This is a genomic window from uncultured Thiothrix sp. (assembly GCF_937876535.1).
Taxonomy (GTDB): domain Bacteria; phylum Pseudomonadota; class Gammaproteobacteria; order Thiotrichales; family Thiotrichaceae; genus Thiolinea.
Genome location: NZ_CALFHZ010000015.1, coordinates 35,437 through 58,444, shown reverse-complemented (window position 1 = coordinate 58,444; position 23,008 = coordinate 35,437). Strand labels below are relative to the sequence as shown.

Here is a 23,008-nt window from a genome sequence, read left to right as displayed (position 1 = left end):
TTAGGGTTCCTTACTGGTTTCAATCACATGCCGTTGCAGATAGAAGGCCTGTGCGATCACAAAAACCAAAGTCAGCCCTAGAATTCCAAATAATTTAAAGTCCACCCAAATCGCTTCGCTAAAATTATAGGCAACCACTAGATTCAGCACGCCAATAAAAACAAAAAATCCAGCCCACATCCAATTAACTTTTGTCCATATTTGAGGAGGGACTTGCATAGCGCTAGACATCATCCGCTCTACAAGTGGCTTACGGTTACCCACGTAGGTGCTACCGATGAAGACAAGAGCAAAAATCCAATTAAAAACAGTTACTTTCCATTGAATAAAGACCGAGTCTTTCAGGATTAAAGTGAGGCTGCCAAAGGCAAGCAAGATACCTAAAGAGATTAAATGCATGCGTTCAAAGCGTTTATAAACTAAATAGTGCAGAATATTTTGCGCTAGGGTGGCAAGGATAATCACTAGGGTTGCAAATAAAATTGCATGTTTAGGTTCGGCTTGTGATAGCTCAACAAATGGAATCTGATTCGCTGCTGTAATCAGAGCAGGTGGCATATCACCAAACAGCTTGTAGGCTAAAAAAAATAGCAAAACAGGGAAAAAATCAAAGAAAAACTTCATAATGCTTGAATCTTTACTGGAGGCAGTTCTAAGGTCATAACCATCATTTTATTGAATGCAGACTGGGCTTAAGCCGTAGCTTGCACTGTATTTCTTAGCATTAACCTGTAAAATCCTGCTTTTTTAAACGATAACAACACAGCCCTCATGAGCCAATATTTTCAAATTCACCCGGAAAATCCGCAAAAGCGTCTACTTCGGCAGGCTGTTGATATTGTACGTGATGGTGGGGTCGTAGTTTACCCGACTGATTCTAGTTATGCTATTGGTTGTTTGTTAGATGACAAAGCGGCAATGGAGCGCATTCAGCGGATTCGTCAGTTGAATGACAAGCATAATTTCACTCTGGTCTGTCGCGATTTATCCGAAATTTCCCACTATGCACAAGTGGATAATATTAATTACCGCTTGTTAAAGACCTTAACACCGGGTGCCTATACCTTTATTTTGAAAGCAACTAAGGAAGTACCCCGACGCTTACAAAACCCAAAACGCAAAACTATCGGGATTCGCATTCCAGATCATGTGGTCGCTCAAGCCTTCTTACAAGAACTTAATGAACCTTTAGTTTCTAGTACCTTGATTCTGCCCAATGAAGACTTACCTATGACTGATCCCTATCAAATTCGGGTGTATCTTGAGCACCAAGTCGATTTAGTCATGGATGGTGGATTTTGTGGACATGATCCAACCACAGTGATTGATTTAACCGGTGAGCGTCCAGCTATTCTCCGTCAAGGCAAAGGGGAAATCGATTGGCTAGTGGAGCATTAAATGGAAGGCATGGATGTTGAACGGATCATATTTCTGATTGCAGCGGGTGCGATTCCGGTGTTATTTGCAATTACTTTGCATGAAGTTGCACATGGTTGGATTGCGAATAAATTAGGCGATAGCACCGCAAAAATGCTGGGGCGTTTAACGATGAACCCGCTCAAGCATATTGACCCGATTGGTACGGTCGTCTTGCCAATTGGTATGCTGGTGTTTTCCCTAGCTACTACAGGAACACCATTTGCGTTTGGATGGGCTAAGCCCATTCCGGTGAATACGCGCAATCTCAAACAACCACGCCGGGATATGGCGATTGTGGCGGTGGGTGGGCCTTTGGCGAATTTTCTCATGGCAATTTTCTGGGCCGTCATGTTTACAGTTTTTGCGGCGGTCATTCCCGATGAGGCTATTGCTTCCGGCTTTTTGACGATGGCGCAGATTGGTTTGGTATTTAATTTAATTTTGATGGTGCTGAACTTAGTACCGATTCCACCGTTAGACGGTGGGCGAGTCTTAAGCGGGTTTGTACCTAGAAACATAGCAGATGTTTTGGATCGAGTAGAGCCTTATGGCTTTTTGATTGTGATTGCCTTGTTATACTTTGGTGTGCTGGATAAAGTGATTGGACCTATTATTGGCGCACTGTACTCTTTGATTGCAGGTATTTTTCTTTAAAGGATTGCGGACGTGAACACAACGCCATTGCAGAATCAGCGAATCGTTTCGGGGATGCGCCCCACAGGTAAGTTACACCTTGGACATTATCATGGTGTGCTGAAAAATTGGGTGGATATGCAGCTTAATCACGAGTGCTTTTTCTTCGTGGCGGATTGGCATGCTTTAACTACACATTATGCCTCACCTTACGATGTCGCACGCAATGTTGAGGATATGGCGATTGATTGGCTTGCAGCCGGAATTAGCCCAAGCTCCGCGACTATGTTTGTGCAGTCCCATGTGCCTGAGCATGCTGAATTACATTTAATGCTCTCGATGATTGCGCCTTTGGGCTGGTTAGAACGGGTTCCGACCTATAAAGATCAGCAGGAAAAGCTGCGCGATTTAGACTTAGCTACCTATGGATTTTTAGGTTATCCACTCCTGCAATCAGCGGATATTTTGATTTACAAAGCCGATTTAGTGCCAGTGGGTGAAGATCAAGTAGCACATATTGAATTAACCCGTGAAATTGCGCGCCGCTTTAATCATTTATATGGGCGTGAGCCAGGTTTTGAGGAAAAAGCGGAGCAAGCTGCCGATAAAATGGGTAAGAAAAACGCGAATCTATACCGTGATCTGCGTAAAGCTTATCAAGAGCGTGGTGATGCTGAAGCCTTGGGTAAAGCACGTGCTTTGTTAGAAGGCCAACAAAATATATCCTTAGGTGATCGTGAGCGCTTATTTGGGTATTTAGAAGGCACTGGAAAAATTATTCTGCCCGAGCCCCAAGCCGCTTTAACCAAAGAATCGAAACTGCCCGGCTTAGATGGGCAGAAGATGTCGAAGTCTTATCACAATACGATTTCCCTGCGTGAAGACCCTGCGGATGTAGAAAAGAAAATCCGTACTATGCCAACGGATCCAGCACGGGTGCGGCGTACTGATCCCGGTAATCCTGAGAATTGTCCGGTGTGGCAATTGCATCAGGTGTATTCAGATGAATCCACCCGCCAGTGGGTACAAGAAGGTTGTCGTTCAGCAGGTATCGGCTGTATTGATTGCAAACGTCCGGTGATTACAGGCGTACAGGCAGAGTTGAAGCCAATACAGGAACGTGCTGCTGAATACGAACATGATCGGGAGCGGGTGCGTAAAGTTTTGCGTGAAGGTTCGGAGGCTGCTCGCGAAGTAGCGCGTGAAACCATGCGCGATGTTTTTGAGGCAGTGCATTTCACTCACCATCATTAAGACTGGTCAGCCTGTTTGATTCCCTTACCCCATCAGCTACCTCTCGCCTTAGTGCGAGGGGAGCCAGTGCATCGTTTTCCTGAAGATCTCTATATCCCGCCTGATGCCTTAGAAATCATTTTGGATGCTTTTGAGGGTCCGTTAGATCTACTGCTGTATTTAATTAAACGACAGAATCTAGACATTCGCGATATTCCCATTGCCGAAATCACGCGCCAATACATGGATTATGTAGAGCTGATGAAGGAGTTCCGGCTAGATTTAGCTGCCGAGTATTTAGTAATGGCGGCTTTGCTGGCAGAAATCAAATCACGTTTATTACTGCCTCGTCTCAGTCAAAAACAGGAAGAGGATGATCCGCGTGCTGAGTTAGTTAGGCGTTTGCAAGAATATGAGCAGTGCAAACAAGCGGCAGAGGCCTTGGATCAACTGCCACGTTTAGAGCGCGAACATTGGCAAGTTCAAACGGCTATGGAAGTTCCGAAACAGGATAAACCTCTGCCTGAAGTAGACTTAAAAGAATTATTAGTTGCGTTCCAAGCGGTTCTTAAGCGGGCTGCTCAATTCAAAAGCCATCAAGTACAACGTGAGCCTTTATCGATTCGAGCGCGCATGACCAAAGTGTTGCTGGCGCTACAAGCTAAATCTGAGCTTGCTTTTAGTGAGTTATTTACGCTTGAAGAAGGTCGGCGTGGGGTAGTGGTCAGCCTAATGGCCATTCTTGAGTTATTGAAAGCGCATGTGATCGAAATCAGTCAGGCAGATGAGGTTTACGCACCTCTATATATTCGTTTGGCCACAGCGGAGTCTGCATGAATACTGAGCTAGCCTTAATTCTAGAAGCCATTTTGCTCACCGCTGATAAACCTCTCAGTTTAGAACAGCTCGCAAGTTTCTTTGCTGAAGAACAAGCTATTGATAAAACAGCTCTCAAACAGGGTTTAAAACAATTAGCTGAGCAAACGCAAACACGTAGTTTTGAGCTGATCGAAACCGCTAGTGGTTACCGCTTACAAACTAAGCAAGCTTATAGCCATTGGGTTATTAAGCATCAAGAAGAGAAAGCTCCTAAATATTCGCGGGTATTTTTAGAAACACTAGCGTTAATTGCTTGGCGTCAACCGATTACTCGTGCAGAAATCGAAGAAATTCGTGGGGTAGCAGTGAATGCAAATGTGCTTAGAGCCTTACTGGAGCGCGAATGGATTCGGGTATTAGGGCATAAAGAAGTACCCGGTCGACCTGAGTTATTGGGCACTACTAAGCAGTTTTTGGATTATTTTAAGCTCAAGTCGCTAGAAGACTTGCCTCAACTTGAAGAGCTTAAAGAACTTGTTATGTGAGTTGCGGGTTTTATCTTTAAAACTTGCCCTAAGAGTTGACGTAGCTGTCTAGCTAGACGTTTTTCAAATACAGCATAAATACCATAAGCTAGTATGAGCATTAAGCCTAAAGTGCCCCAAAACAGTAGATGTGGATTGATATTTGAGTAGAGCTGGTTGAATAACATATAACCGATATTTTGGTGAATTAGGTAGAGTGGGTAAGTCAAAGCGCCTAAAACCAGCCAGCGTTTATGTGCAAATAGACCAGTCCAGCGCTGAGCAATGAGAAATAGGATTAGAAAAAAACTACTCACAATGCCAATAATCGTAAGTGGATTGAAGGTGGTTTGATAATGTTGTTCCAGTGCAGGTAATGAGCTGAGCATTTCATATTCCGAGAGTGCCCAAGCACTTAGCAACATTAAACCTTTGCTTATAGAAAGGGATTCTGCCCAAATTAAGAAGCAGGTTGCACCTGCAATAAAAAAAGCTGCGTACTCAGTGATAAAGATTGCACGTAAAGTACCAATCGGTTTGATTTCTAAAGCGAAGCTTACAACTAACCAAGCGATTAAGGCGGTTTGTGCATAGTGAATTTTCTTCAAGGCTAAGAGCAGGGCAATCAAAAAGTAAAAGCGTAGCTCAATGAAGAGGGACCAATAAGAGCCGTCTAGCGAGTTAATGCCGATAAACTCCCCAAGCAGGGTCATATTGCCTAAATATTCCGTAAAGCTAGCCTTAAAGCGGGGTTCTCCTAAATAGAATGTCACTATAAAGGTAAGGGTGCAGGCAATCCAGAAGGCTGGGTAAAGGCGACTCGCACGAGAAATAACAAAACCTCGGACATTAGTGGCTATAGCAGTCATTAGAATGACAAAACCACTAATCATAAAAAATAATTCAACGCCTAAATAGCCATATTTAGCCAAAGGCGCAAGTAGTGGATAGGGTAAAATACTTAAATCATCGGCTGCATAACCCCGAAAGGCATAATGGAAAAAGACCACCGCTAGCGCAGCGATAAATCGCAAGAGATCGATTTCATTGACACGCTGTTGCATTCGAGTACCTTCAAGCTAAACCTTACTCAGTTATGTAGTAAGGTTTAGAGAAAAAAAGTAGCTCTTAAGTATTAATGGTCTTAATTAGACTTTAAAGGGTAGAGCTTCATTCCCAGAAAAATTTATTACCTTCTTGTTTAGCCTCAGCTCGACTAATACCAATATCCTTGAGTTGATCATCTGTTAAGTCTAAAAGATGTAAACGTGTTCTTTGACGCTGCTTCAACCAAACGACTCGGACATAGGCTGTATAGGCATAGCTAAGCATTTGCCAAATCTGTACTAGGCTTGCTACGACAAAGCTATGCAAATTAAAGGTTTTATGCTCATCTAGCTCATCAGTAAAAAGCTTGGGTTGGCTTGAGTTTTTCATTCTTCATACTCCAAATTAGTCTGGAGTTAGCATAAGTCTAAAAAACCATTGATTACAGATTTAGGTTATTGCTATTTTATCTACTACAGATTGAGCCAATCTAGTCTGTAAAGGATGGTTCAGACTTAATCTGTGCGAATTTACTAACTGTCATGCTAAATAAAATGAAACTGTACGAAATACTCGCTGAAACCCTCCAGCAAAGGATTGAGCAAGGTTTTTATCTAGTCGGAACCAAGTTGCCTTCAGTACGGCAATTAAGCACTGAGCATCAAGTGAGTATTGCCACTGCTCAGCAAGCGTTGTGGTTATTAGAACAGCAGAATTGGGTAGAAGTACGCCCAAAATCTGGATTTTATGTAAAAGTGCGTAAGCAACCGATACAGATGCCGCAGGTGAGTCGTTTTACCCAATATCCAGTAGAAGTGTCACAGTGGCCTGAGGTTTTACAATTGCTCTCCAATCGTTTTGCGGATGGTATGTTGAATTTGGGGCGTGGCATTTGTGATTTACAGACCAGCACACTGAAGCCAGTACAACGCCTCTTAGCTGACATGGCGAAAGATGAGCGGATTCTGGCCTATGATACTTTGCCGGGCTGCTTAGAGGTGCGTAAACAGATTGCACATTTGAGCTTAAGTTCGGGTACTAGCGTGCATCCTGAGGATGTGATTACCACGACCGGTTGCCAGGAGGCTTTATCGATTAGTTTAAAGGCAATTACTAAACCGGGTGATGTGGTGGCGATAGAATCACCTAGTTTTTATGGCTTAATGCAGATGCTCAATGCGCTGGGTCTAAAAGCTTTAGAGATTCCCACCCATCCTACCGAGGGCATAAGCTTAGATGCTTTAGAGTTAGCTTTAGATCAATGGCCTGTGCGGGCGATTTTAGTTGTTCCCAGTTTCAGTAATCCGCTCGGTGGTTCTATGTCAGATGAGAATAAGCAGCGCTTACTTAAATTGGCACAAACTTATGATTTACCGATCATTGAAGATGATATTTACGGAGAGTTAGGGTATCGACAACCACGGCCTAAAACCATTTATTCTTTTGATAAAGAAGGGCGCGTGATTCTATGTAGTTCATTTTCCAAAACTTTGGCTGTCGGTTTGCGGGTAGGTTGGGTGCTGCCAGGACGCTATCGAGAGCGGGTTTTGCATATGAAATATATCGGCACGGCCTCAACTGTAATGCTCACGCAAATGGCTATTGCACAGTTTATTGAACAGGGGTATTACGAACGGCATTTACGGAAAATGCGTTTGCAATACCAAGCTGGTCGGGATGCTTTTGTGCGTCAAGTACAGCAGTATTTCCCTGAAGAAACCCGCGCAAGCTTTCCTCAAGGTGGTTTTATGCTTTGGTTAGAGTTGCCTAGCTCAGTTGATAGTATTGTCTTAGCTCAACGAATGGAACAGCATCGCGTTAAAATTGCACCAGGGGGGATTTTCTCTGCCTCAGGTAAATACCGAAATTGTATACGCTTGAATTATGCGCGGGGTACTGAAGCGGCTGCTTTAGAAGCGGTGAAATTGCTTGGAGAAGAGGTCAAACAGATGTTGACCTCCAATGCGAACGGGAAATAATTAGGAGAATATAACTTAGCGATTTGCCACACCGACGCGAGTTGCTACTTTATAAGTACGCACGCGGGTTTGCCAATCTGCAAGCATGCGTGCTTCGTGCCGATCAGCAGGAGCTGCTGCAACACGGTGGGTAATCGAATCACCTGCAGAGCGCATGAATTCGGCTAAAGCATTAGGGCCTGGTTGGACACCTTCCATATTCAACAGTACTTGTAACAAGCCCCAGCCATGCCCGTTATAACGTTCATTACTGCTGGTACCCGCACCTTGGAAAATCATATAGTCTAAAACTGGATACATACCCCCCGGCGTTTTTTCCATAAGTTGGAAATTATTTAACGCCGCTTGACGATATTGGGGCGGTAAGGTTTGTACCATCGCAGGCATATTTCTGCGTAATTGATCAGTCATAAAAGCAGCTTGCAAGCCTACCGTTTTTTCTAAGAATTTAGCCAGCTCGCGCATTTGCTTATCATCTTTAGCTCGCTCAAATGCTGCTTTATTTGCCCAAGGTCCACCATCACTGGGGCGATTCGCTAGCCAAGTGGGTAAGGGGACATTTTTGCTTTGTACATATTTCAAATAGCTAGGGAAGGTTTCAATGTAGCTACCGCGTTGATTGGCTGGGTACCAAACCATATGGCCAATGCCTAAGTCAGCGAAATTACCTTGGGAATTCCAGCGCAATAATTTAGTGGCATCTCCATTGGTTTCATTCCGAAAAATGCGCTCGCCAATCGCTGTCATATCTTGTGCAGAGGCGGCTACATTCGTGGTAATTAGCGGTAAGTTGCTGGTGGTATTTGGGAGTGGTGTTGTCACGGTTGCTGCTGGTGTTGTGCTGTCCATACTCGCCGTCGGGCTGAGTGGTGGTGGCACAATTGTAGTTCTAGCATCAGGATCGGGTAAAACGGGCAGGCCTACTTCAGTTTGTAAGGCGCGATGGGTAGGGGGCGACTGAGGCACTAAACCAGGTAATAAAGCAGTATTGAGGGGAATAGGCACGACTGTGCAACCAGTTAGTACGAACAGCGCACCTAGCACACTTAGATTTTTCATTTTCTTAGCCCATATTTTATTGTGATCAGTATTTTCTATGATAATACAGTTCTAGTTTTAGCTCTTATAGCAAATAATTTTTATACTAAATTAATTTATATAATAAATAATCGAGACTAGGTTAATCCCTAAAAATAAGAAAGCTCAAGCGTTTAGAGTGTTGTTCTGGCTAGTGCTACACTTTAAAACTCATGGTTTAAGGTAAAGCTACTCAAGTATGTTGGTAAATTTTCACAAATCACCCGGGGTGATAGCAGCGTTAACAGCAGCTGTGTTATTTGGGGCAAGTACCCCCTTAGCTAAGTTCTTACTGGGTGAGATTCATCCTTGGTTATTGGCTGGACTATTATATTTGGGTTCAGGCTTAGGTTTATTTATTTATCGGCGAGTACGCGGCTTGCCTAAATTGTCTTTACCGAAAGCGGAGTTGGCTTGGTTATTAGCTGCCATTTTAGCTGGTGGGGTATTGGCTCCAGTGTTGTTATTGCTAGGCTTGAAAGCCATGCCAGCCTCGGGTGCTTCGTTATTATTGAATGCTGAGGCGGTATTTACTGCAGTTCTAGCGTGGGTAGTGTTTCGCGAAAATGTAGATCGGCGTATTTTATTGGGTATGCTCGTGATTGTGGCGGGTGCCTTGCTTTTGAGTGGGTCGAATGATTTAAGTTTCGGCAGTATCTGGCCTGCTTTAGCGGTATTGGTAGCTTGTTTGCTCTGGGGCTTAGATAATAATTTAACGCGTAAAGTTTCGCTTAATGACGCAACCGCTCTGACTTGTGTGAAAGGCTTAGTGGCAGGCACTGTCAATTTAAGCTTAGCTTTATTTATGGGGGCACAACTCCCTTCAACTACGATTCTATTGAGTGCTTTGAGCCTTGGCTTGTTGGCTTATGGTGTGAGCTTAAGTTTATTTATTGTAGGCCTGCGGCATTTAGGTACTGCTCGTACTGGTGCTTATTTTGCAGTTGCCCCCTTTTTTGGGGCAATTCTGTCGATTGTTCTGCTCAATGAACCGATTACTTGGAGTTTGATTTTGGCAGGTGGGCTTATGGCTTTAGGTGTCTGGCTACATCTCACTGAATACCACAGCCATGAGCATTATCACCCCAGCTTAGAGCATGAACATAGCCACATCCACGATGAGCATCATCAGCATGTTCATGATTTTCCAGTAAACTTAGGCGAGAAACACACACATTGGCATCAACATCAGCCGCTTAGTCATACCCACGCACATTATCCAGATGCTCATCATCAGCATTGAAGGGAATTTAGTGATGAATAGCAGTTACTCAAGGTAAGATTTAAAGACTAGAGCGGCTTAAAATAGCTCGTTGCGCACCACAGATAAAATTAGTGCAATTACAAGTTTATCCGGCGGATAGGGTTCGTTCTATTTCAGTTTACGCCGTTGATAAGAGTGTAGGCCAAACCTAAAAACGCCGAAACACCGATGACTTTCATCACATCTTGTTTATATCTCCACAGTGCTAAGAAAGCTGCGATTGCTACCACTAAGGAAAACCAGTCAAATCTACCTGCAAAAGGGGTTGTGACAGTTCCTTGAGGCCAAAAAGTATGCCAAGCAAAGAAGACGGCTAAATTTAGAATAACACCGACCACCGCAGCGGTAATACCGGTCAAGGGCGCGATATATTTCAAATTATTTCGGGTGCTTTCTACTAAGGGGCCACCTGCTAGGATAAATAGAAATGAGGGCAGGAAAGTGAAAAAAGTAGCAACTGCTGCGCCCATAAAGCCCGCAACTATAGGATTTATAGCTACTTGTTTGGCTACACCTCCCAAATAACCTATCCAAGTGACAATCATAATCAAGGGCCCAGGGGTTGTTTCACCTAAAGCTAATCCATCCATCATTTGTGCGCCTGTCAACCAAGTATAATGTTCAACTCCACCTTGATACACATAAGGCAGAACCGCATAGGCTCCACCAATGGTCAGGAAGGCAGCCTTGGTGAAGAAAATCCCCATATCACTGAGGGTTGGTTGGCCAGCGATGAACCATATGGCTAAACCCCAGATGGCAATGAATATAGCCACTGTGGCAGTTAGTTTCATCCAAGAGAATTTAGCATGGTCTGGGGTCGGGGTATGATCATCAATAACAGCGGCTCCATAGGTTTTGTGGGATGCGCCATGTCCAGCACCACCCTTGAATTTATTGGGCGCTAATTTTCCACCTATTGCGCCTAGGATACCCGCTGCGAGTACAATCCACGGAAAACTAATACCAAATACGAAAACACCAAGAAAGGCAAGAGCAGCAATCCCCCAAAGCAGTTCATTCTTGAGGGCTTTAGAGCCAATTCGCCAGGCTGCAAATAAGACCACTGCCACTACAGCTGGCTTAATGCCATAAAAAATACCGGCGACTAAAGGCACATCACCCCAAGCTAAATAAACCCCTGCCAACACGGAAAGCAACAAAAACGCTGGTAAGAAGAATAAAACGCCGGCAAGAATAGCGCCTAAAACGCCATGCATGAGCCAACTCATGTAGATCGCTAACTGAATAGCTTCTGGCCCTGGCAATAGCATGCAGTAGTTGAGCGCATGTAGAAAGCGTTGCTCGGAAATCCAACGTTTCTTTTCCACTAAATCCGTATGCATGATAGCAATTTGCCCTGCAGGGCCACCGAAACTAATAAAACCTAACTTGAACCAATACATGAAGGCCTGTTTTAAGTTTGGTGTGGGTGGAGTCTGTAGGGGATTGTTCAAGACCGGTTCTCCTTGGTGGAGAAGGCATAATAGAGCTTATTCAATGAGTAGTGGTAGCTAAAAACAGTTATTAAAAATATGCACCCATGATCATCGGCGTAGAAAGCCAAGATTAGGCTCTGAAGGCTATGTACTAAAGTTTTAAAGGTGATTAGCAATCTCTTTGGTTAGTCACATAATGAATCTGAGCGGGTGATGTTGAGCTAAAATAAGCGAAATTTACTTAGTTTATTGTTAAGAGTAACTTGCTAAGGCTCATCTTGTTTCTATATTTCAGCTTTGGTCTTCAAATATAAGGTTTTGAATTTATGGAAAAAGTTAGTGTTCTTTTTGTGTGCATGGGAAATATCTGTCGCTCACCCACTGCGCAGGGTGTATTTGAAAACCTGGTACAGCGTTCTGGCCTAAAGCAGGTCATTCGCATAGATTCAGCAGGTACGCATGCTTATCATATTGGCAATCAGCCGGACAATCGGTCCCAGCAGGCTGCTTTAGGACGAGGTGTTGACTTGTCCAAACAACGTGCTCGTCAGGTGCAAGCCGCTGATTTCAGCGATTTCGATTATATCTTAGCGATGGATTTGAATAATCTACACACACTACAACGTTTTACCCAAGCTCGGAATGCAAAAAATCTCCAGCTTTTTATGGAGTTCGCTAGTCGCTGGCGGGAGCGTGAAGTGCCTGACCCTTATTATGGCGGTTCACAAGGGTTTGAACGTGTGCTAGATATGATTGAGGATGCCTCAGAAGGGTTGCTAGCACACTTAATTCGTATCCATCACATAGAGCGGCTAGTTTAACTAACCGCTCTATGCGTTTTTAACTAATCAGCATGCATCCAAATGGGGCGCTTTTTGACGGGTACAGTGGCCTCAGGTGCAGGCTCTGTTTCAGGTGAAGTGCTTGAGGCAAGCTCATTCGAGTCTGCTTGAGGCTCAGCTGATCCATTGACACTTGAATTAACAGTTGCATCACTACTTGTTTCAGCTACCTGAGCAGTAGTCACGATTGTCACAGGCTCAGTTTGAATACTTTGTTGAGTCGTCATTTCAGGAAGCTGATGCGCAAAGCTATTTTGAGCCTCCCCTGAAGCTGCTGGATTCACATAGTCCTGAATAGATGAAGTCACCTCTACTCTATTTTCTGTTGCTACCTGAGCAGGTTGCACACTAGCCGCCTCAACCGATTCTGTATAAATGGCAGTGCTGCTAGGCACAGCTATAGGTTCAGACACAGGCTGCTGCATGGTAGGTTCAGGCACATCATGGGTAGCTGCAGCTTCAGGCGTATTGCTTGAAGCCTCAGAACTTATACCAGGTTTTATCTCCACTTCTTGAGATATAGCTAGAGTAGTAGCATTTTCTGGAATGTCTGCTGCAACCTGTTCTGATCTGCGCTGCGAGCCTTGTCCGTGTTGGCGTGGGCGGCGATCTTGACGCGACTGTTTTTTCGGAATCAGATCAATAATTAGCGGCTCGAGCGTTTCTGGTGGCGGGACGCGCCGTTCCATTTGCCCATGCCGAGTTGTTGTTTCTACCGTTGCATTAGCAACTGGCTCCACAGGAAGGTTGCTAGCTTGGTTAATATCAGCCTTCAATTGCTCAAAGCAGATTTCAGTCGTTTGCAGCTCATAGCTGCTTACCGTTTCAGTGCGATTACTACGTTCGCGCCGCCCGCGATTGCGTTGACGACGATTGTCACGATTATCCCGGCGTTGTGAGCTATCGCTTGTATTCTGAGCAGTGTTATCCACAATCACCTCTTCTACTGTGATACTTTCAGTCGTAGTAGTGAGGATAGTTGCTTCAATTTCTGGTTCAGCAGAAGGTGTTTCAGGCGCTGTTACTTCAGCCCGTTCACGATTACGCCGGTTTTGTTGGCGGTTATCGCGGTCACGTTCTTGACGATTGCGATTACGCTCACGCCGTTCATTGCGATTTTGATTTGCAGTTTCATTATCGGAACTAACAAGTGCGTCTTGTGTATGAACTTCAGTTGAAACCTGCTCAATCTGGGTTTGCTGCTCAGGTTGACGGCGTTCATGGCGTTGTTGACGACGTTCCTGACGCTCAGTACGCGTTGGCGCTTGATTGTCATTCGCCTCGTTAGGTTCGTTCGGCGACTCTTCATTTGCTGGCTGATTTTGCCGACGACGATCATCACCACGTCTACGCTCTTCAGTGTTACGGCGATTTTGCTGATGATTGTTGTTATTGCGCCGATTTTGATTAGAACGACGTTCTTCTCCAGTGGCGTTTTCAATCCGTGCTTGCTGGGCACTGGCTGCGGTGGCGGCTTGAGCAGCGGCTTGTTCCGCAGCTTTAGCTTTGACTTGTGCCATTGTTGGATCAACTTTAGCACTACTGCCAAATAAGCCATTGAGAATGCGCCGAATTAAGCCCGGATTCTTCTGCACATCCAAAACTTCGGATTCTACTACAGGAGCAGGGCGACGCTCAGTGCGATCAATTTGTGGTGCTGGCTGACTTGGAATGACATTACCTACCACTGCTTCTGGCTGGATTTGCACTGGATTCGCCAAACGCTCAGCCATTAAATCAGCATCAGTGTCTTCTGGTTCACTGATTTGAGTGTAACTAGCGCCCACCGTTTCCATATCATCAGTACGTATCCGCGTAATTTCAAAATGTGGTGTGTCGATATGCGGATTAGGAATAACGGTTAGCTCGATATTACGACGCTTTTGAATATTAACAATCGAATCGCGCTTCTCGTTTAAAAGATAAGCGGCAACGGGTACTGGCACTTGCGCAATCACACGACCCGTTAGCTCTTTCATGGATTCTTCTTCCATCAAACGCAAGATGGAAAGTGCTAAAGAGTCGGTGTTACGAATATGGCCTTGACCTTCACAGCGGGGACAAACTAGCTGGCTAGATTCACCCAAAGAAGGACGTAGGCGCTGGCGAGACATTTCTAATAAGCCAAAGCGCGAAATCCGCCCAACTTGAACGCGAGCTCGGTCAACTTTTAAAGCTTCTTTCAAGCGGCGCTCAACATCCCGTTGGTGCTTGCTTGGGAGCATATCGATGAAATCGATAACGATTAGACCACCTAAATCGCGTAAGCGTAATTGGCGGGCAATTTCATCGGCAGCCTCAAGGTTGGTATTGAGTGCGGTTTCTTCAATATCTTGGCCTTTAGTAGCACGTGCAGAGTTGATGTCGATGGACACTAAAGCTTCAGTATGGTCGATGACTATCGCACCGCCAGAAGGCAGATTCACAGTGCGCTGGAAGGCAGTTTCAATCTGATATTCAACCTGATAACGGCTGAACAATGGGGTATTGTCTTGATAAAGCTTCAGCTTGCGCAAATTATGCGGCATTACCGCTTGCATAAAGTCTTGTGCTTGTCGAAAGACTTTCGGGTCGTCAATAACAATTTCACCAATATCACGCCGGAAATAATCACGCAGGGCGCGAATGATGACATTGCTTTCTTGGTATAAGAGCACAGGTGCTTTGTGTTGATTGGCTGCGGAGGTAATCGCTTCCCACAGGGTCTTGAGATAGTCTAAATCCCAACTAAGTTCTTCTAGTTCACGGTCGACCCCAGCAGTACGCACAATAGCCCCCATACCCTCGGGAATTTCTAGGTCACTTAAAGTTTGTTTAATTTGCTGGCGATCTTCGCCTTCAATTCGCCGTGACACACCACCTGCTTTAGGGTTGTTCGGCATCAAGACTAAATAGCGACCCGCTAAGCTAATATAAGTGGTGAGGGCAGCACCTTTATTACCACGCTCTTCTTTATCGACTTGAATAAGGATTTCTTGGCCTTCGCGCAACATGTCTTTAACATTGACTTTGCTGCCATTGCCATATTTTTTTACTGCCTCAGGATGATAGCATTCCGGTGCAATTTCGCGGAAAGATAAAAAACCATGACGCTGTGCGCCGTAGTTAACGAAGGCTGCTTCAAGGCTTGGCTCGATCCGAGTAATGACCCCTTTATAGATATTAGACTTTTTCTGCGCACGAAAAGGATGCTCGATATCCAAATCGTAGAGACGCTGTCCGTCTACCATTGCGACCCGAATTTCTTCGGCCTGTGTCGCATTAATTAAAATTCTTTTCATGTACTACACCACAAACGTGCAGTACCTGCTCAGCTTTTCCTATTCATGAAGAAGTAGCCGGCAACAATAAGCCTGAAGGTAAAAGCCATTAGCACCCATCCAAAAGCGTTAAGTTTGGACTTTTTAGGTGTAAACATGGGGAAAGTAAGATTTAGATCATCCCAGTGTGCTTTTATTACCTCTTAGTTGAATGCATCCTGTTGCTTGGTTGTCCAGTCAATGCCCCGTCCCGCTGGCAGTTGCCCTAATCTGAGATAAGTTCAGATGAGACTAGGTTATCGTTAGTTAGGTCTATCAAAGCGACGATCTAACTCAGTGTTAGTTTCCTTCTCTAAAAACAGGCAGCGATGATAACAGGTAACTGCTAGGTTAATTTACTTTCAGTAAACCCTACTGAAGGCGCTGCGCTCAGGTAAAGTCGTCTTTAGTTGCGACTTAACCTACTCAAATTCCGCTTGGAATTTGATTGAATCATCCGGTTTTGAGTCCTATCATGCGTACCAGCATTTGCTTATAAATAAACCCGTCTGTCGGTAGGCAGAAACCACTAGGCTCAACGGTCAGACTTTTAAATCCATCTGTCCAGTAACCTAACCTGAATATAGCAAGTTGGCTAATTGCATTCAATCGGATTCCCGACAATTAGCATACTGAATAAGGCTTTTCTCACATGTCAGTTGAATACTATACCGTGACGGCTAATGAAGCAGGTCAGCGGATTGATAATTTTCTGTTAAAATATTTTAAAAAAGTTCCAAAAAGTGTCATCTATCGTATTGTTCGTAAAGGAGAAGTGCGCGTTGACAAAAAACGCGTTAAACCCGAATACAAACTCGCTGAAGGTGAACAAATCCGTATCCCGCCAGTTCGTACTGAACTAGAGCAACCACGTGCTAGTGAAGCGTCAGAACAGTTGCTTGAACGGATTGATCAAGCCATCCTGCACGAAGATACCCATATTATTGTGGTTAATAAGCCAGCAGGTCTACCCGTACATGGCGGGAGTGGTGTTCCATTTGGCTTAATTGAAGCTTTTCGCCAGTTGCGGCCAAATTTGCCCTTCGTGGAGTTAGTGCATCGCTTAGATAAAGATACCAGTGGTTTAGTGATGTTAGCTAAATCACGTCCTGCTTTAACTTCTTTACATCAGATGCTCAAAGAGGGCGCAATCGAAAAGCATTATAAAGCTTTAGTGCATGGTCGCTGGCAGGGTGGCAAGCGCCATATCACCTTAGATTTAAAACGCGAAAACAATTCTTACCAAAAGATGCAAGTGGCTGAAGAGGATGAGGAGGGGCAGACCGCAGAAAGTATTTTTAAGCCCATTTCTGTTTATGGCGATTGTACATTGATGGATGTACAAATTCTTACGGGGCGTATGCATCAGATTCGGGTACAGCTGGCACATTTAGGCTATCCAATTTTAGGCGATGAGCGTTATGGCGATTTCAAATTGAATCGTGAATATCGCGATGCGGGCGTAAAACGTTTATGTTTACATGCAGCTAGCTTAGCCTGTTATTTTGAATTGAGTGGCCAGAAGCTGCAGTTTGAAGCACCGCTGCCTGAGGATATTAATCAGGTATTGAAAGCCTTAAAGGGGCAAAAATGAAAACCAAACCTTATGAGTTGCTGATTTTTGATTGGGATGGAACGCTGATTGATTCGGCAGCCCATATCGTGAGTTGTATTCACTTGGTGCATAGCAAGGTTGGTTTAGATGCACGGAGTAATGAAGCAATCCGTAATATTATTGGCCTTGGTTTAGAGGAAGCTTTTCAAGCCTTGCATCCGCAAGCTGCATCTTCGCAGATTCAAGCGGCAGCACACGAATATAAGCAACAGTTCTTTTTGCATAATCGCAAAGCCAGTGCGCTGTTTGCGGGCGCTCGAGAGACTGTGGAGGCACTCGATCGTCAAGGTTACTTATTAGCAATTGCCACTAGTAAATCGCGGCAGGGCTTAAATCAAGTATTAGCTGAAACTGCCTTAAAACCTTTATTTCCGATTACGCGCTGTGCGGATGAAACCTCTTCTAAGCCGCATCCTTTAATGCTGGAAGAAATTTTAGCTGAATATGATCTACCAGCTTCAGCGGCTTTAATGATTGGCGATACGGAATATGATCTACAGATGGCACATACGATTCAAATGCATGCTGCTGGTGTCAGTTATGGTGTACACGGGCGCGAGCGTTTAGTGGCTTTGAATCCACGGGTTTGTCTAGAGGATATTCGTGAGTTGCCTGTTTGGTTAGAATCTCTATAAGGTTAGGGCGTGTGATTTAGGCCTCTGGCTCCCAACGCGATAAGTCGATCTTGGGATCAACTTGCCAAGTAGCAGTAAAAGGCGTGTAAGGATGATTTTCTAAGGTGCGTACAAACTGAGCGCGGCTGATGGTTTCTGCACCCATACTCATTAGATAGGGATTAGCCATTTGGCAATCAATCAAGGCAAAACCCCAAGCATTTAAATGATAGGCGAGGGCGACTAAAGCCATTTTAGAGGTATCGGGGGCGCGACTAAACATTGATTCTCCACAAAACACCCCACCGCTAGCTACACCATATAAGCCGCCTAGTAATTCTGTGCCGCTGGCATCATAGATTTCTACGGAATGCGCCCAACCCGCTAAATGCAAACGGCAATAAGCAGCATGCATATCATCGGTGATCCAAGTGCTATTGGTATAATTGCGCGGAGCAGAACAGGCGCGGACTACGGTTGAAAAGTTTTGGTCAAAACGGACGTGATAGCCTTTATTCCGTATGGATTTGCGTAGGCTACGGGTAATGCGGATTTTGTGTGGATAAAGTACTGCCCGTGGGTCAGGACTCCACCAATAGATCGGTTCGCGCGGGCCAAACCAAGGGAAAATTCCGTGCTGATAGGCATTGACCAAGCGCTTTAAACTTAAATCACCGCCGACTGCCAACAAGCCATTCGGTTCATCCCAAGCTTGCTCAACCGGAGGAAAGGCTTCGTCCGGTCGATTAGGATTCAAAAGATGTAAGCGCAGCTGACGCGTCATGCTTATTCGTTAATTTGGTGCTTAGGCTTTAGGTGTTTTGGCCAGCATATCAAGATAACGTTCGGCATCCAAAGCAGCCATACAGCCGGTACCCGCAGACGTAATCGCTTGGCGATAGATATGATCCATTACATCCCCTGCCGCGAATACACCCTCAACACTCGTTGCTGTAGCATTGCCTTCTAAACCACTGTTTACTTTGATATACCCGCCATTCATTTCAAGTTGGCCTTCGAAAATATCCGTATTCGGCTTATGTCCAATCGCTACAAACACGCCCATTAAATCAATAGTTTCGGTTTCGCCCGTTTGCGTGCTTTTCACCCGAATCCCAGTCACGCCGCTTTTATCCCCTAAGACTTCATCTAAAGTGTGATTCCATAAAATCCGTACATTGCCATTTTTAGCTTTAGCAAACAGATGATCTTGCATGATCTTTTCTGCACGCAAGCTATCACGACGGTGAATAAGCACCACTTCAGAGGCAATATTGGAGAGATACAGTGCTTCTTCAACCGCAGTATTTCCGCCACCAATCACCGCGACACGCTTTTTACGATAAAAGAAACCATCACAGGTCGCACAAGCTGAAACACCTTTACCCTTGAAGTTTTCTTCAGACTCTAAACCTAAATACATGGCAGAGGCGCCCGTCGCAATAATCAAAGCATCACAGGTATAGCTAGCTGAATCGCCTTTTAAACTAAAAGGGCGCTGTTTTAAATCGACAGTATGGATATGATCAAAGATAATCTCGGTATTGAAGCGCTCAGCATGTTGTTGCATGCGTGCCATTAAGTCCGGCCCCATAACGCCTGCATTGTCGCCCGGCCAATTATCGACCTCGGTGGTGGTCATTAGTTGACCGCCTTGTGCCATACCCGTGACCAAAACAGGGTTTAGATTAGCGCGTGCTGCATAAACTGCCGCTGTGTAGCCAGCTGGACCTGACCCTAAGATCAATAGTCGGCAATGTTTGGTGTTCATGTATAATCCTCATTTTTTATAGGCTAGCCAGGTGCTGCCAGAATAATTGGCCTAATCCTAAGGCAGGTCGCTTATAGGGTAAAGTAGTAAACCAATTTGTACCTTTCAAGCCAGATAGAACGGGCTATACTTTTAGCTGGCTAAGCTGTTGAAAAGAATTAAGGAAGCAGGTGACTTGAGCAAGGATAAAATTAAACTCAACCAGCGCAAGCGTGTCAGCTTGCAGCAGGCCTCAATGATCGTCTTTATGGGGATCGCAGCGGTATTGCTGCTGGCCTTGGTTTCATATGATGCTAAAGATCCCGGACCTTTTGTCCACAATAATAGCGGGATTAGTGTCGGTGTATGCAAAAACCTCGCTGGCTGTAAGGGTGCCTGGTTAGCCAATTTCCTTTATGGTTTATTGGGTTATTTCGCTTATGCAGTCCCTGTGGTTTTGGTGGCATTAGGTTTAACCGCTTTTCGTTACCCTAAACATTTACGCACCCCAGCCAATCCGATTGGTGGCTTAAACGATGTGATTACAGTCGTTGGTGCGGTACTGACTTTAGTAGCAGGTAGCGGTTTAGCACATATGCTATTCACGCCTTATCCTTATGGGATTGGTGGCGGGATTCTCGGCTCAGTGATCGCGAGCGGTTTGCTAGGAACCTTTCTTGGTTTCTTTGGTACTTTATTAGTGCTCTTATCCCTGTTCTTGGGTGGTTTGACAGTAGTCGCGGATATTTCTTGGGGCGAAGTCACTGAAAAAGTCGGCGAGTTCATGCTGAATATCTTTGAAAAAGCCCAAGGGATTAAAGATAAGCATGGCCCGACAATGGTCACTGCTTCTGGTGCAACTTTAAGTGTCGGCAAGGATTTATTAAAATCGAGCGGTGAGTCAGTGAGTAAAATAGGTGGCTTGCTGGGTAAGGTGTCTGCGCTACAAGGCTTAAAAGAGCAAGTGACTGGGAAGCGTACTCCACTAGAGAATGATCTATATACGCATGATCCGTTGTTCGATGAAGAAAAAGACGCTAAATCTGCTTCTGTTTCTGAGGGTGCTGAGAAGCCTGCCAAACCATTAGAAATACCTGCTATTACCACAGCCACCGAGGTCGTTGAGGACAAAGCGCCACGCGTGCGCACGACCACAGCTGAGACTGTAGTCCGTGATAATGTGCTAGCAGATGCTGCTTATACCCTTAATCCTGATAGCTCAGTGACCTTGCCACGGTTGTCTTTATTAAATCCACCGCCTGCATCGAAAGATCGGGTGCGCCAATCTAAAGAGGCGTTGGATTTATTATCTTCCCGCTTAGTAGAGTCTTTAGGCCATTATGGTGTCAAAGACACCACCGTAGTAGCTTGTGAACCAGGGCCTGTGATTACTCGCTTTGAGTTGCAGTTACCAGATGGCACTAAGGCTAGCAAGATTTCAGGTTTAGCGAATGACCTAGCGCGCAATATGTGTGTATCGAGTGTGCGTGTGGTGGAGGTTATTCCGGGGCGGCCTACCATCGGTGTGGAAGTACCGAATGACAAACGCGATGTAGTCACCATTAGCGAATTGATTGAGTCGCGGGTTTATCAAAAAAGTGTTTCACCACTCACGTTGGCCTTGGGTAAGGATATTGCGGGCAATCCAGTAGTGGCAGATTTAGCACGGATGCCGCACTTATTGGTAGCTGGTACAACCGGCTCGGGTAAATCGGTAGCAGTGAATGCGATGCTGTTGAGCTTGTTGTATAAGGCAACGCCAGAGCAGGTGCGCTTAATCCTGATTGACCCGAAAATGCTGGAGTTAAGTAGTTACGAAAATATTCCGCATTTGTTAGCACCCGTCGTGACCGACATGAAAGATGCAGCGAATGCGCTGCGTTGGTGTGTAGCGGAAATGGAGCGCCGCTATTTGCTCATGTCTAAGCTCAAAGTGCGGAATATCACTGGCTTCAATACTAAAATCGAAGAAGCTCAAGCACGGGGTGAACAGATTGCTGATCCGCTGTTTGATCCTTCCAAATCCCTAGACATGCAGCCAGAACCTTTGCAACCCCTACCTTATATTGTCATTGTCATCGACGAATTCGCTGACATGATGATGGTGGTGGGTAAAAAGGTAGAGGAGTTAATTGCCCGCTTAGCGCAAAAGGCACGTGCTGCAGGTGTGCACTTGATTCTAGCGACCCAACGACCATCGGTGGATGTGATTACTGGCTTGATTAAAGCAAATATTCCTTCACGGATTGCCTTCCAAGTGTCTACCAAGATTGATTCGCGGACGATTTTGGATCAAGGGGGGGCGGATCAATTGCTTGGCTATGGTGATATGTTGTATATGCCGCCGGGTACTTCGATTCCACAGCGGGTGCATGGCGCTTTGGTGACGGACCAAGAAGTAGAAGATGTGGCCACTTATCTCAAACAGCAGCGGGAACCTGATTATATTGTTGGTGTCTTAGCTGATACAGAGGGTGGGATGGATGCAGCGATTCCCGGTTTAGAACCTTTAGATAGTGGTGAAGAAGCTGATCCTTTATATGATGAAGCGGTAAAAGTAGTGACTGAATCGCGGCGGGCTTCGATTTCTTATCTACAACGACGTTTAAAAGTGGGCTATAACCGTGCGGCACGCATGATTGAAGATATGGAAATCGCTGGTGTGGTAAGCGCTGTGCTACCCAATGGAACGCGTGATGTCTTAGCTCCACCACCTATAGACGATTATTAAATTAAAATTAGGATTTTGTTGGATTTTATGATGAAAAAATTAGTAGCGACCGTATTTTTGGTAGCTGGTTTAATGCAAGTTGTACAAGCTGAGTCTGATACAGCTCCCGCCACTACTGGCCAAGCGGCAGTACCTGCTACGGCTACAGGTGCAACCACAGACGGGCGTGCACGTTTAAACCAATTTTTTACCACGGTTAATTCTATGCAGTCCGGTTTTGTGCAAGAGGTTTACGATGACAAAGGTAAACTCAAGCAAAACTCGAAAGGAACAGTCTATCTCTCCCGCCCTGGTAAATTCCGTTGGGAATATGCCGCACCTGAATCGCATCAGATTGTTGCCGATGGGAAAAATGTCTGGGTTTATGATGTAGAGCTGGATCAAGTTACTGTAAAGCCCATGACGCAAGCTTTGTCCGCAGCACCGGTAGGTATGCTATTAAACAAGCAACCGGTTGAACAGCAGTTTGCAGTAGAACCAATGGAAGCTGAAAATAGCAAGCTCTCATGGTTTCGCTTAAAACCGCATAAGAAAGATTCTGATTTCACCACGATGGATTTGGGTATGAGTGATCAAGGTATCCAAGAAATGGTGTTAGGCGATAAGTTTGGCCAACAAACCTATATCCATTTCCAAGGTATGAAATTAGATATTAATGTGGATGCTTCACGTTTTAAATTCACACCACCAGAAGGTGTGGATGTGATTGGCAAGCCTTCCTAA

General features: G+C 45.0%; 20 protein-coding genes. 12 read left to right on the top strand and 8 right to left on the bottom strand.

Annotation, left to right across the window (positions count from 1 at the left end):
• Positions 1-624 carry a septation protein A gene (locus tag Q0230_RS08475; protein ID WP_298609474.1) on the bottom strand — a complete coding sequence of 208 codons (624 nt, stop codon included), beginning with the start codon at positions 622-624 and terminating at the stop codon, positions 1-3.
• Between the two features lie 147 nt (positions 625-771).
• On the opposite strand from Q0230_RS08475, the gene Q0230_RS08470 reads away from it, so the two are divergent.
• The 5 genes from Q0230_RS08470 (at position 772) to scpB (ending at position 4,649) form a co-directional block, all read left to right on the top strand.
• Positions 772-1,398: an L-threonylcarbamoyladenylate synthase gene (locus Q0230_RS08470; RefSeq protein WP_298609473.1), complete on the top strand. Its 627-nt coding sequence runs from the start codon at positions 772-774 to the stop codon at positions 1,396-1,398.
• Positions 1,399-2,073: a site-2 protease family protein gene (locus Q0230_RS08465; RefSeq protein WP_298609472.1), complete on the top strand. Its 675-nt coding sequence runs from the start codon at positions 1,399-1,401 to the stop codon at positions 2,071-2,073. It abuts the gene before it with no gap.
• A 12-nt stretch (positions 2,074-2,085) separates the two neighbouring features.
• The gene (locus Q0230_RS08460; RefSeq protein ID WP_298609471.1) at positions 2,086-3,306 is read left to right on the top strand and encodes a tryptophan--tRNA ligase; all 1,221 of its coding nucleotides are present in this window, start codon (positions 2,086-2,088) and stop codon (positions 3,304-3,306) included.
• A 66-nt stretch (positions 3,307-3,372) separates the two neighbouring features.
• Positions 3,373-4,122, top strand: a complete 750-nt coding sequence (locus Q0230_RS08455; protein WP_298609470.1) for a ScpA family protein — start codon at positions 3,373-3,375, stop codon at positions 4,120-4,122.
• Positions 4,119-4,649, top strand: a complete 531-nt coding sequence (gene scpB, locus Q0230_RS08450) for an SMC-Scp complex subunit ScpB (protein ID WP_298609469.1) — start codon at positions 4,119-4,121, stop codon at positions 4,647-4,649. Before Q0230_RS08455 ends, scpB begins: the two co-directional genes overlap by 4 nt.
• Here the strand turns inward: scpB and Q0230_RS08445 are convergent.
• Positions 4,616-5,692: an acyltransferase gene (locus Q0230_RS08445; protein WP_298609467.1), complete on the bottom strand. Its 1,077-nt coding sequence runs from the start codon at positions 5,690-5,692 to the stop codon at positions 4,616-4,618. The two genes, scpB and Q0230_RS08445, sit on opposite strands and share 34 nt — an antisense overlap.
• A gap of 106 nt (positions 5,693-5,798) precedes the next feature.
• Complete coding sequence (locus tag Q0230_RS08440; protein WP_298609466.1) at positions 5,799-6,065, bottom strand: DUF1127 domain-containing protein; 267 nt, start codon at positions 6,063-6,065, stop codon at positions 5,799-5,801.
• Between the two features lie 164 nt (positions 6,066-6,229).
• On the opposite strand from Q0230_RS08440, the gene Q0230_RS08435 reads away from it, so the two are divergent.
• A complete protein-coding gene (locus Q0230_RS08435) occupies positions 6,230-7,654 on the top strand; it encodes a PLP-dependent aminotransferase family protein (RefSeq protein ID WP_298609465.1) in 1,425 nt (474 codons plus the stop codon).
• A 15-nt stretch (positions 7,655-7,669) separates the two neighbouring features.
• Here Q0230_RS08435 and Q0230_RS08430 read toward each other — a convergent pair whose 3' ends face one another.
• Positions 7,670-8,713, bottom strand: a complete 1,044-nt coding sequence (locus Q0230_RS08430) for a hypothetical protein (RefSeq protein WP_298609464.1) — start codon at positions 8,711-8,713, stop codon at positions 7,670-7,672.
• A 217-nt stretch (positions 8,714-8,930) separates the two neighbouring features.
• Here Q0230_RS08430 and Q0230_RS08425 point away from each other — a divergent pair, with 217 nt between their 5' ends.
• The gene (locus Q0230_RS08425) at positions 8,931-9,974 is read left to right on the top strand and encodes a DMT family transporter (protein WP_298609463.1); all 1,044 of its coding nucleotides are present in this window, start codon (positions 8,931-8,933) and stop codon (positions 9,972-9,974) included.
• 134 nt (positions 9,975-10,108) lie between these two features.
• Here the strand turns inward: Q0230_RS08425 and chrA are convergent, their stop codons facing one another.
• Positions 10,109-11,401: a chromate efflux transporter gene (gene chrA / locus Q0230_RS08420; protein ID WP_298609502.1), complete on the bottom strand. Its 1,293-nt coding sequence runs from the start codon at positions 11,399-11,401 to the stop codon at positions 10,109-10,111.
• A 359-nt stretch (positions 11,402-11,760) separates the two neighbouring features.
• On the opposite strand from chrA, the gene Q0230_RS08415 reads away from it, so the two are divergent.
• Complete coding sequence (locus tag Q0230_RS08415) at positions 11,761-12,255, top strand: low molecular weight protein-tyrosine-phosphatase (protein ID WP_298609462.1); 495 nt, start codon at positions 11,761-11,763, stop codon at positions 12,253-12,255.
• A 23-nt stretch (positions 12,256-12,278) separates the two neighbouring features.
• Here the strand turns inward: Q0230_RS08415 and rne are convergent, their stop codons facing one another.
• Entirely contained in the window at positions 12,279-15,557 is a 3,279-nt protein-coding gene (gene rne, locus Q0230_RS08410; RefSeq protein ID WP_298609461.1) for a ribonuclease E, read from the bottom strand.
• A gap of 670 nt (positions 15,558-16,227) precedes the next feature.
• On the opposite strand from rne, the gene Q0230_RS08405 reads away from it, so the two are divergent.
• Together Q0230_RS08405 and Q0230_RS08400 are read left to right on the top strand one after the other, a co-directional pair.
• Complete coding sequence (locus Q0230_RS08405; protein WP_298609460.1) at positions 16,228-17,169, top strand: RluA family pseudouridine synthase; 942 nt, start codon at positions 16,228-16,230, stop codon at positions 17,167-17,169.
• Positions 17,166-17,825, top strand: coding sequence for an HAD-IA family hydrolase (locus tag Q0230_RS08400; protein ID WP_298609459.1), 660 nt, complete (start codon positions 17,166-17,168; stop codon positions 17,823-17,825). The genes Q0230_RS08405 and Q0230_RS08400 overlap by 4 nt, the downstream gene beginning before the upstream one ends.
• Before the next feature lie 16 nt (positions 17,826-17,841).
• On the opposite strand, the gene aat is transcribed toward Q0230_RS08400, so the two are convergent.
• Both aat and trxB read right to left on the bottom strand, forming a co-directional pair.
• Positions 17,842-18,588: a leucyl/phenylalanyl-tRNA--protein transferase gene (gene aat / locus Q0230_RS08395; RefSeq protein WP_298609458.1), complete on the bottom strand. Its 747-nt coding sequence runs from the start codon at positions 18,586-18,588 to the stop codon at positions 17,842-17,844.
• Between the two features lie 21 nt (positions 18,589-18,609).
• Complete coding sequence (gene trxB, locus Q0230_RS08390; protein WP_298609457.1) at positions 18,610-19,575, bottom strand: thioredoxin-disulfide reductase; 966 nt, start codon at positions 19,573-19,575, stop codon at positions 18,610-18,612.
• Positions 19,576-19,750: 175 nt separating this feature from the next.
• Between trxB and Q0230_RS08385 the strand changes: the two genes are divergently transcribed.
• Together Q0230_RS08385 and lolA are read left to right on the top strand one after the other, a co-directional pair.
• Positions 19,751-22,285: a DNA translocase FtsK gene (locus tag Q0230_RS08385; protein ID WP_367274128.1), complete on the top strand. Its 2,535-nt coding sequence runs from the start codon at positions 19,751-19,753 to the stop codon at positions 22,283-22,285.
• Between the two features lie 27 nt (positions 22,286-22,312).
• Positions 22,313-23,008, top strand: a complete 696-nt coding sequence (gene lolA, locus Q0230_RS08380) for an outer membrane lipoprotein chaperone LolA (protein ID WP_298609456.1) — start codon at positions 22,313-22,315, stop codon at positions 23,006-23,008.

Bases quoted from the DNA above. Each gene is read 5' to 3' on its own strand.
- Q0230_RS08475 (WP_298609474.1), bottom strand. From the start codon at position 624: ATGAAGTTTTTCTTTGATTTTTTCCCTGTTTTGCTATTTTTTTTAGCC.
- Q0230_RS08470 (WP_298609473.1), top strand. From the start codon at position 772: ATGAGCCAATATTTTCAAATTCACCCGGAAAATCCGCAAAAGCGTCTA.
- Q0230_RS08465 (WP_298609472.1), top strand. From the start codon at position 1,399: ATGGAAGGCATGGATGTTGAACGGATCATATTTCTGATTGCAGCGGGT.
- scpB (WP_298609469.1), top strand. From the start codon at position 4,119: ATGAATACTGAGCTAGCCTTAATTCTAGAAGCCATTTTGCTCACCGCT.
- Q0230_RS08445 (WP_298609467.1), bottom strand. From the start codon at position 5,692: ATGCAACAGCGTGTCAATGAAATCGATCTCTTGCGATTTATCGCTGCG.
- Q0230_RS08440 (WP_298609466.1), bottom strand. From the start codon at position 6,065: ATGAAAAACTCAAGCCAACCCAAGCTTTTTACTGATGAGCTAGATGAG.
- Q0230_RS08435 (WP_298609465.1), top strand. From the start codon at position 6,230: ATGAAACTGTACGAAATACTCGCTGAAACCCTCCAGCAAAGGATTGAG.
- Q0230_RS08430 (WP_298609464.1), bottom strand. From the start codon at position 8,713: ATGAAAAATCTAAGTGTGCTAGGTGCGCTGTTCGTACTAACTGGTTGC.
- Q0230_RS08425 (WP_298609463.1), top strand. From the start codon at position 8,931: ATGTTGGTAAATTTTCACAAATCACCCGGGGTGATAGCAGCGTTAACA.
- chrA (WP_298609502.1), bottom strand. From the start codon at position 11,401: ATGTATTGGTTCAAGTTAGGTTTTATTAGTTTCGGTGGCCCTGCAGGG.
- Q0230_RS08415 (WP_298609462.1), top strand. From the start codon at position 11,761: ATGGAAAAAGTTAGTGTTCTTTTTGTGTGCATGGGAAATATCTGTCGC.
- rne (WP_298609461.1), bottom strand. From the start codon at position 15,557: ATGAAAAGAATTTTAATTAATGCGACACAGGCCGAAGAAATTCGGGTC.
- Q0230_RS08405 (WP_298609460.1), top strand. From the start codon at position 16,228: ATGTCAGTTGAATACTATACCGTGACGGCTAATGAAGCAGGTCAGCGG.
- Q0230_RS08400 (WP_298609459.1), top strand. From the start codon at position 17,166: ATGAAAACCAAACCTTATGAGTTGCTGATTTTTGATTGGGATGGAACG.
- aat (WP_298609458.1), bottom strand. From the start codon at position 18,588: ATGACGCGTCAGCTGCGCTTACATCTTTTGAATCCTAATCGACCGGAC.
- trxB (WP_298609457.1), bottom strand. From the start codon at position 19,575: ATGAACACCAAACATTGCCGACTATTGATCTTAGGGTCAGGTCCAGCT.
- lolA (WP_298609456.1), top strand. From the start codon at position 22,313: ATGATGAAAAAATTAGTAGCGACCGTATTTTTGGTAGCTGGTTTAATG.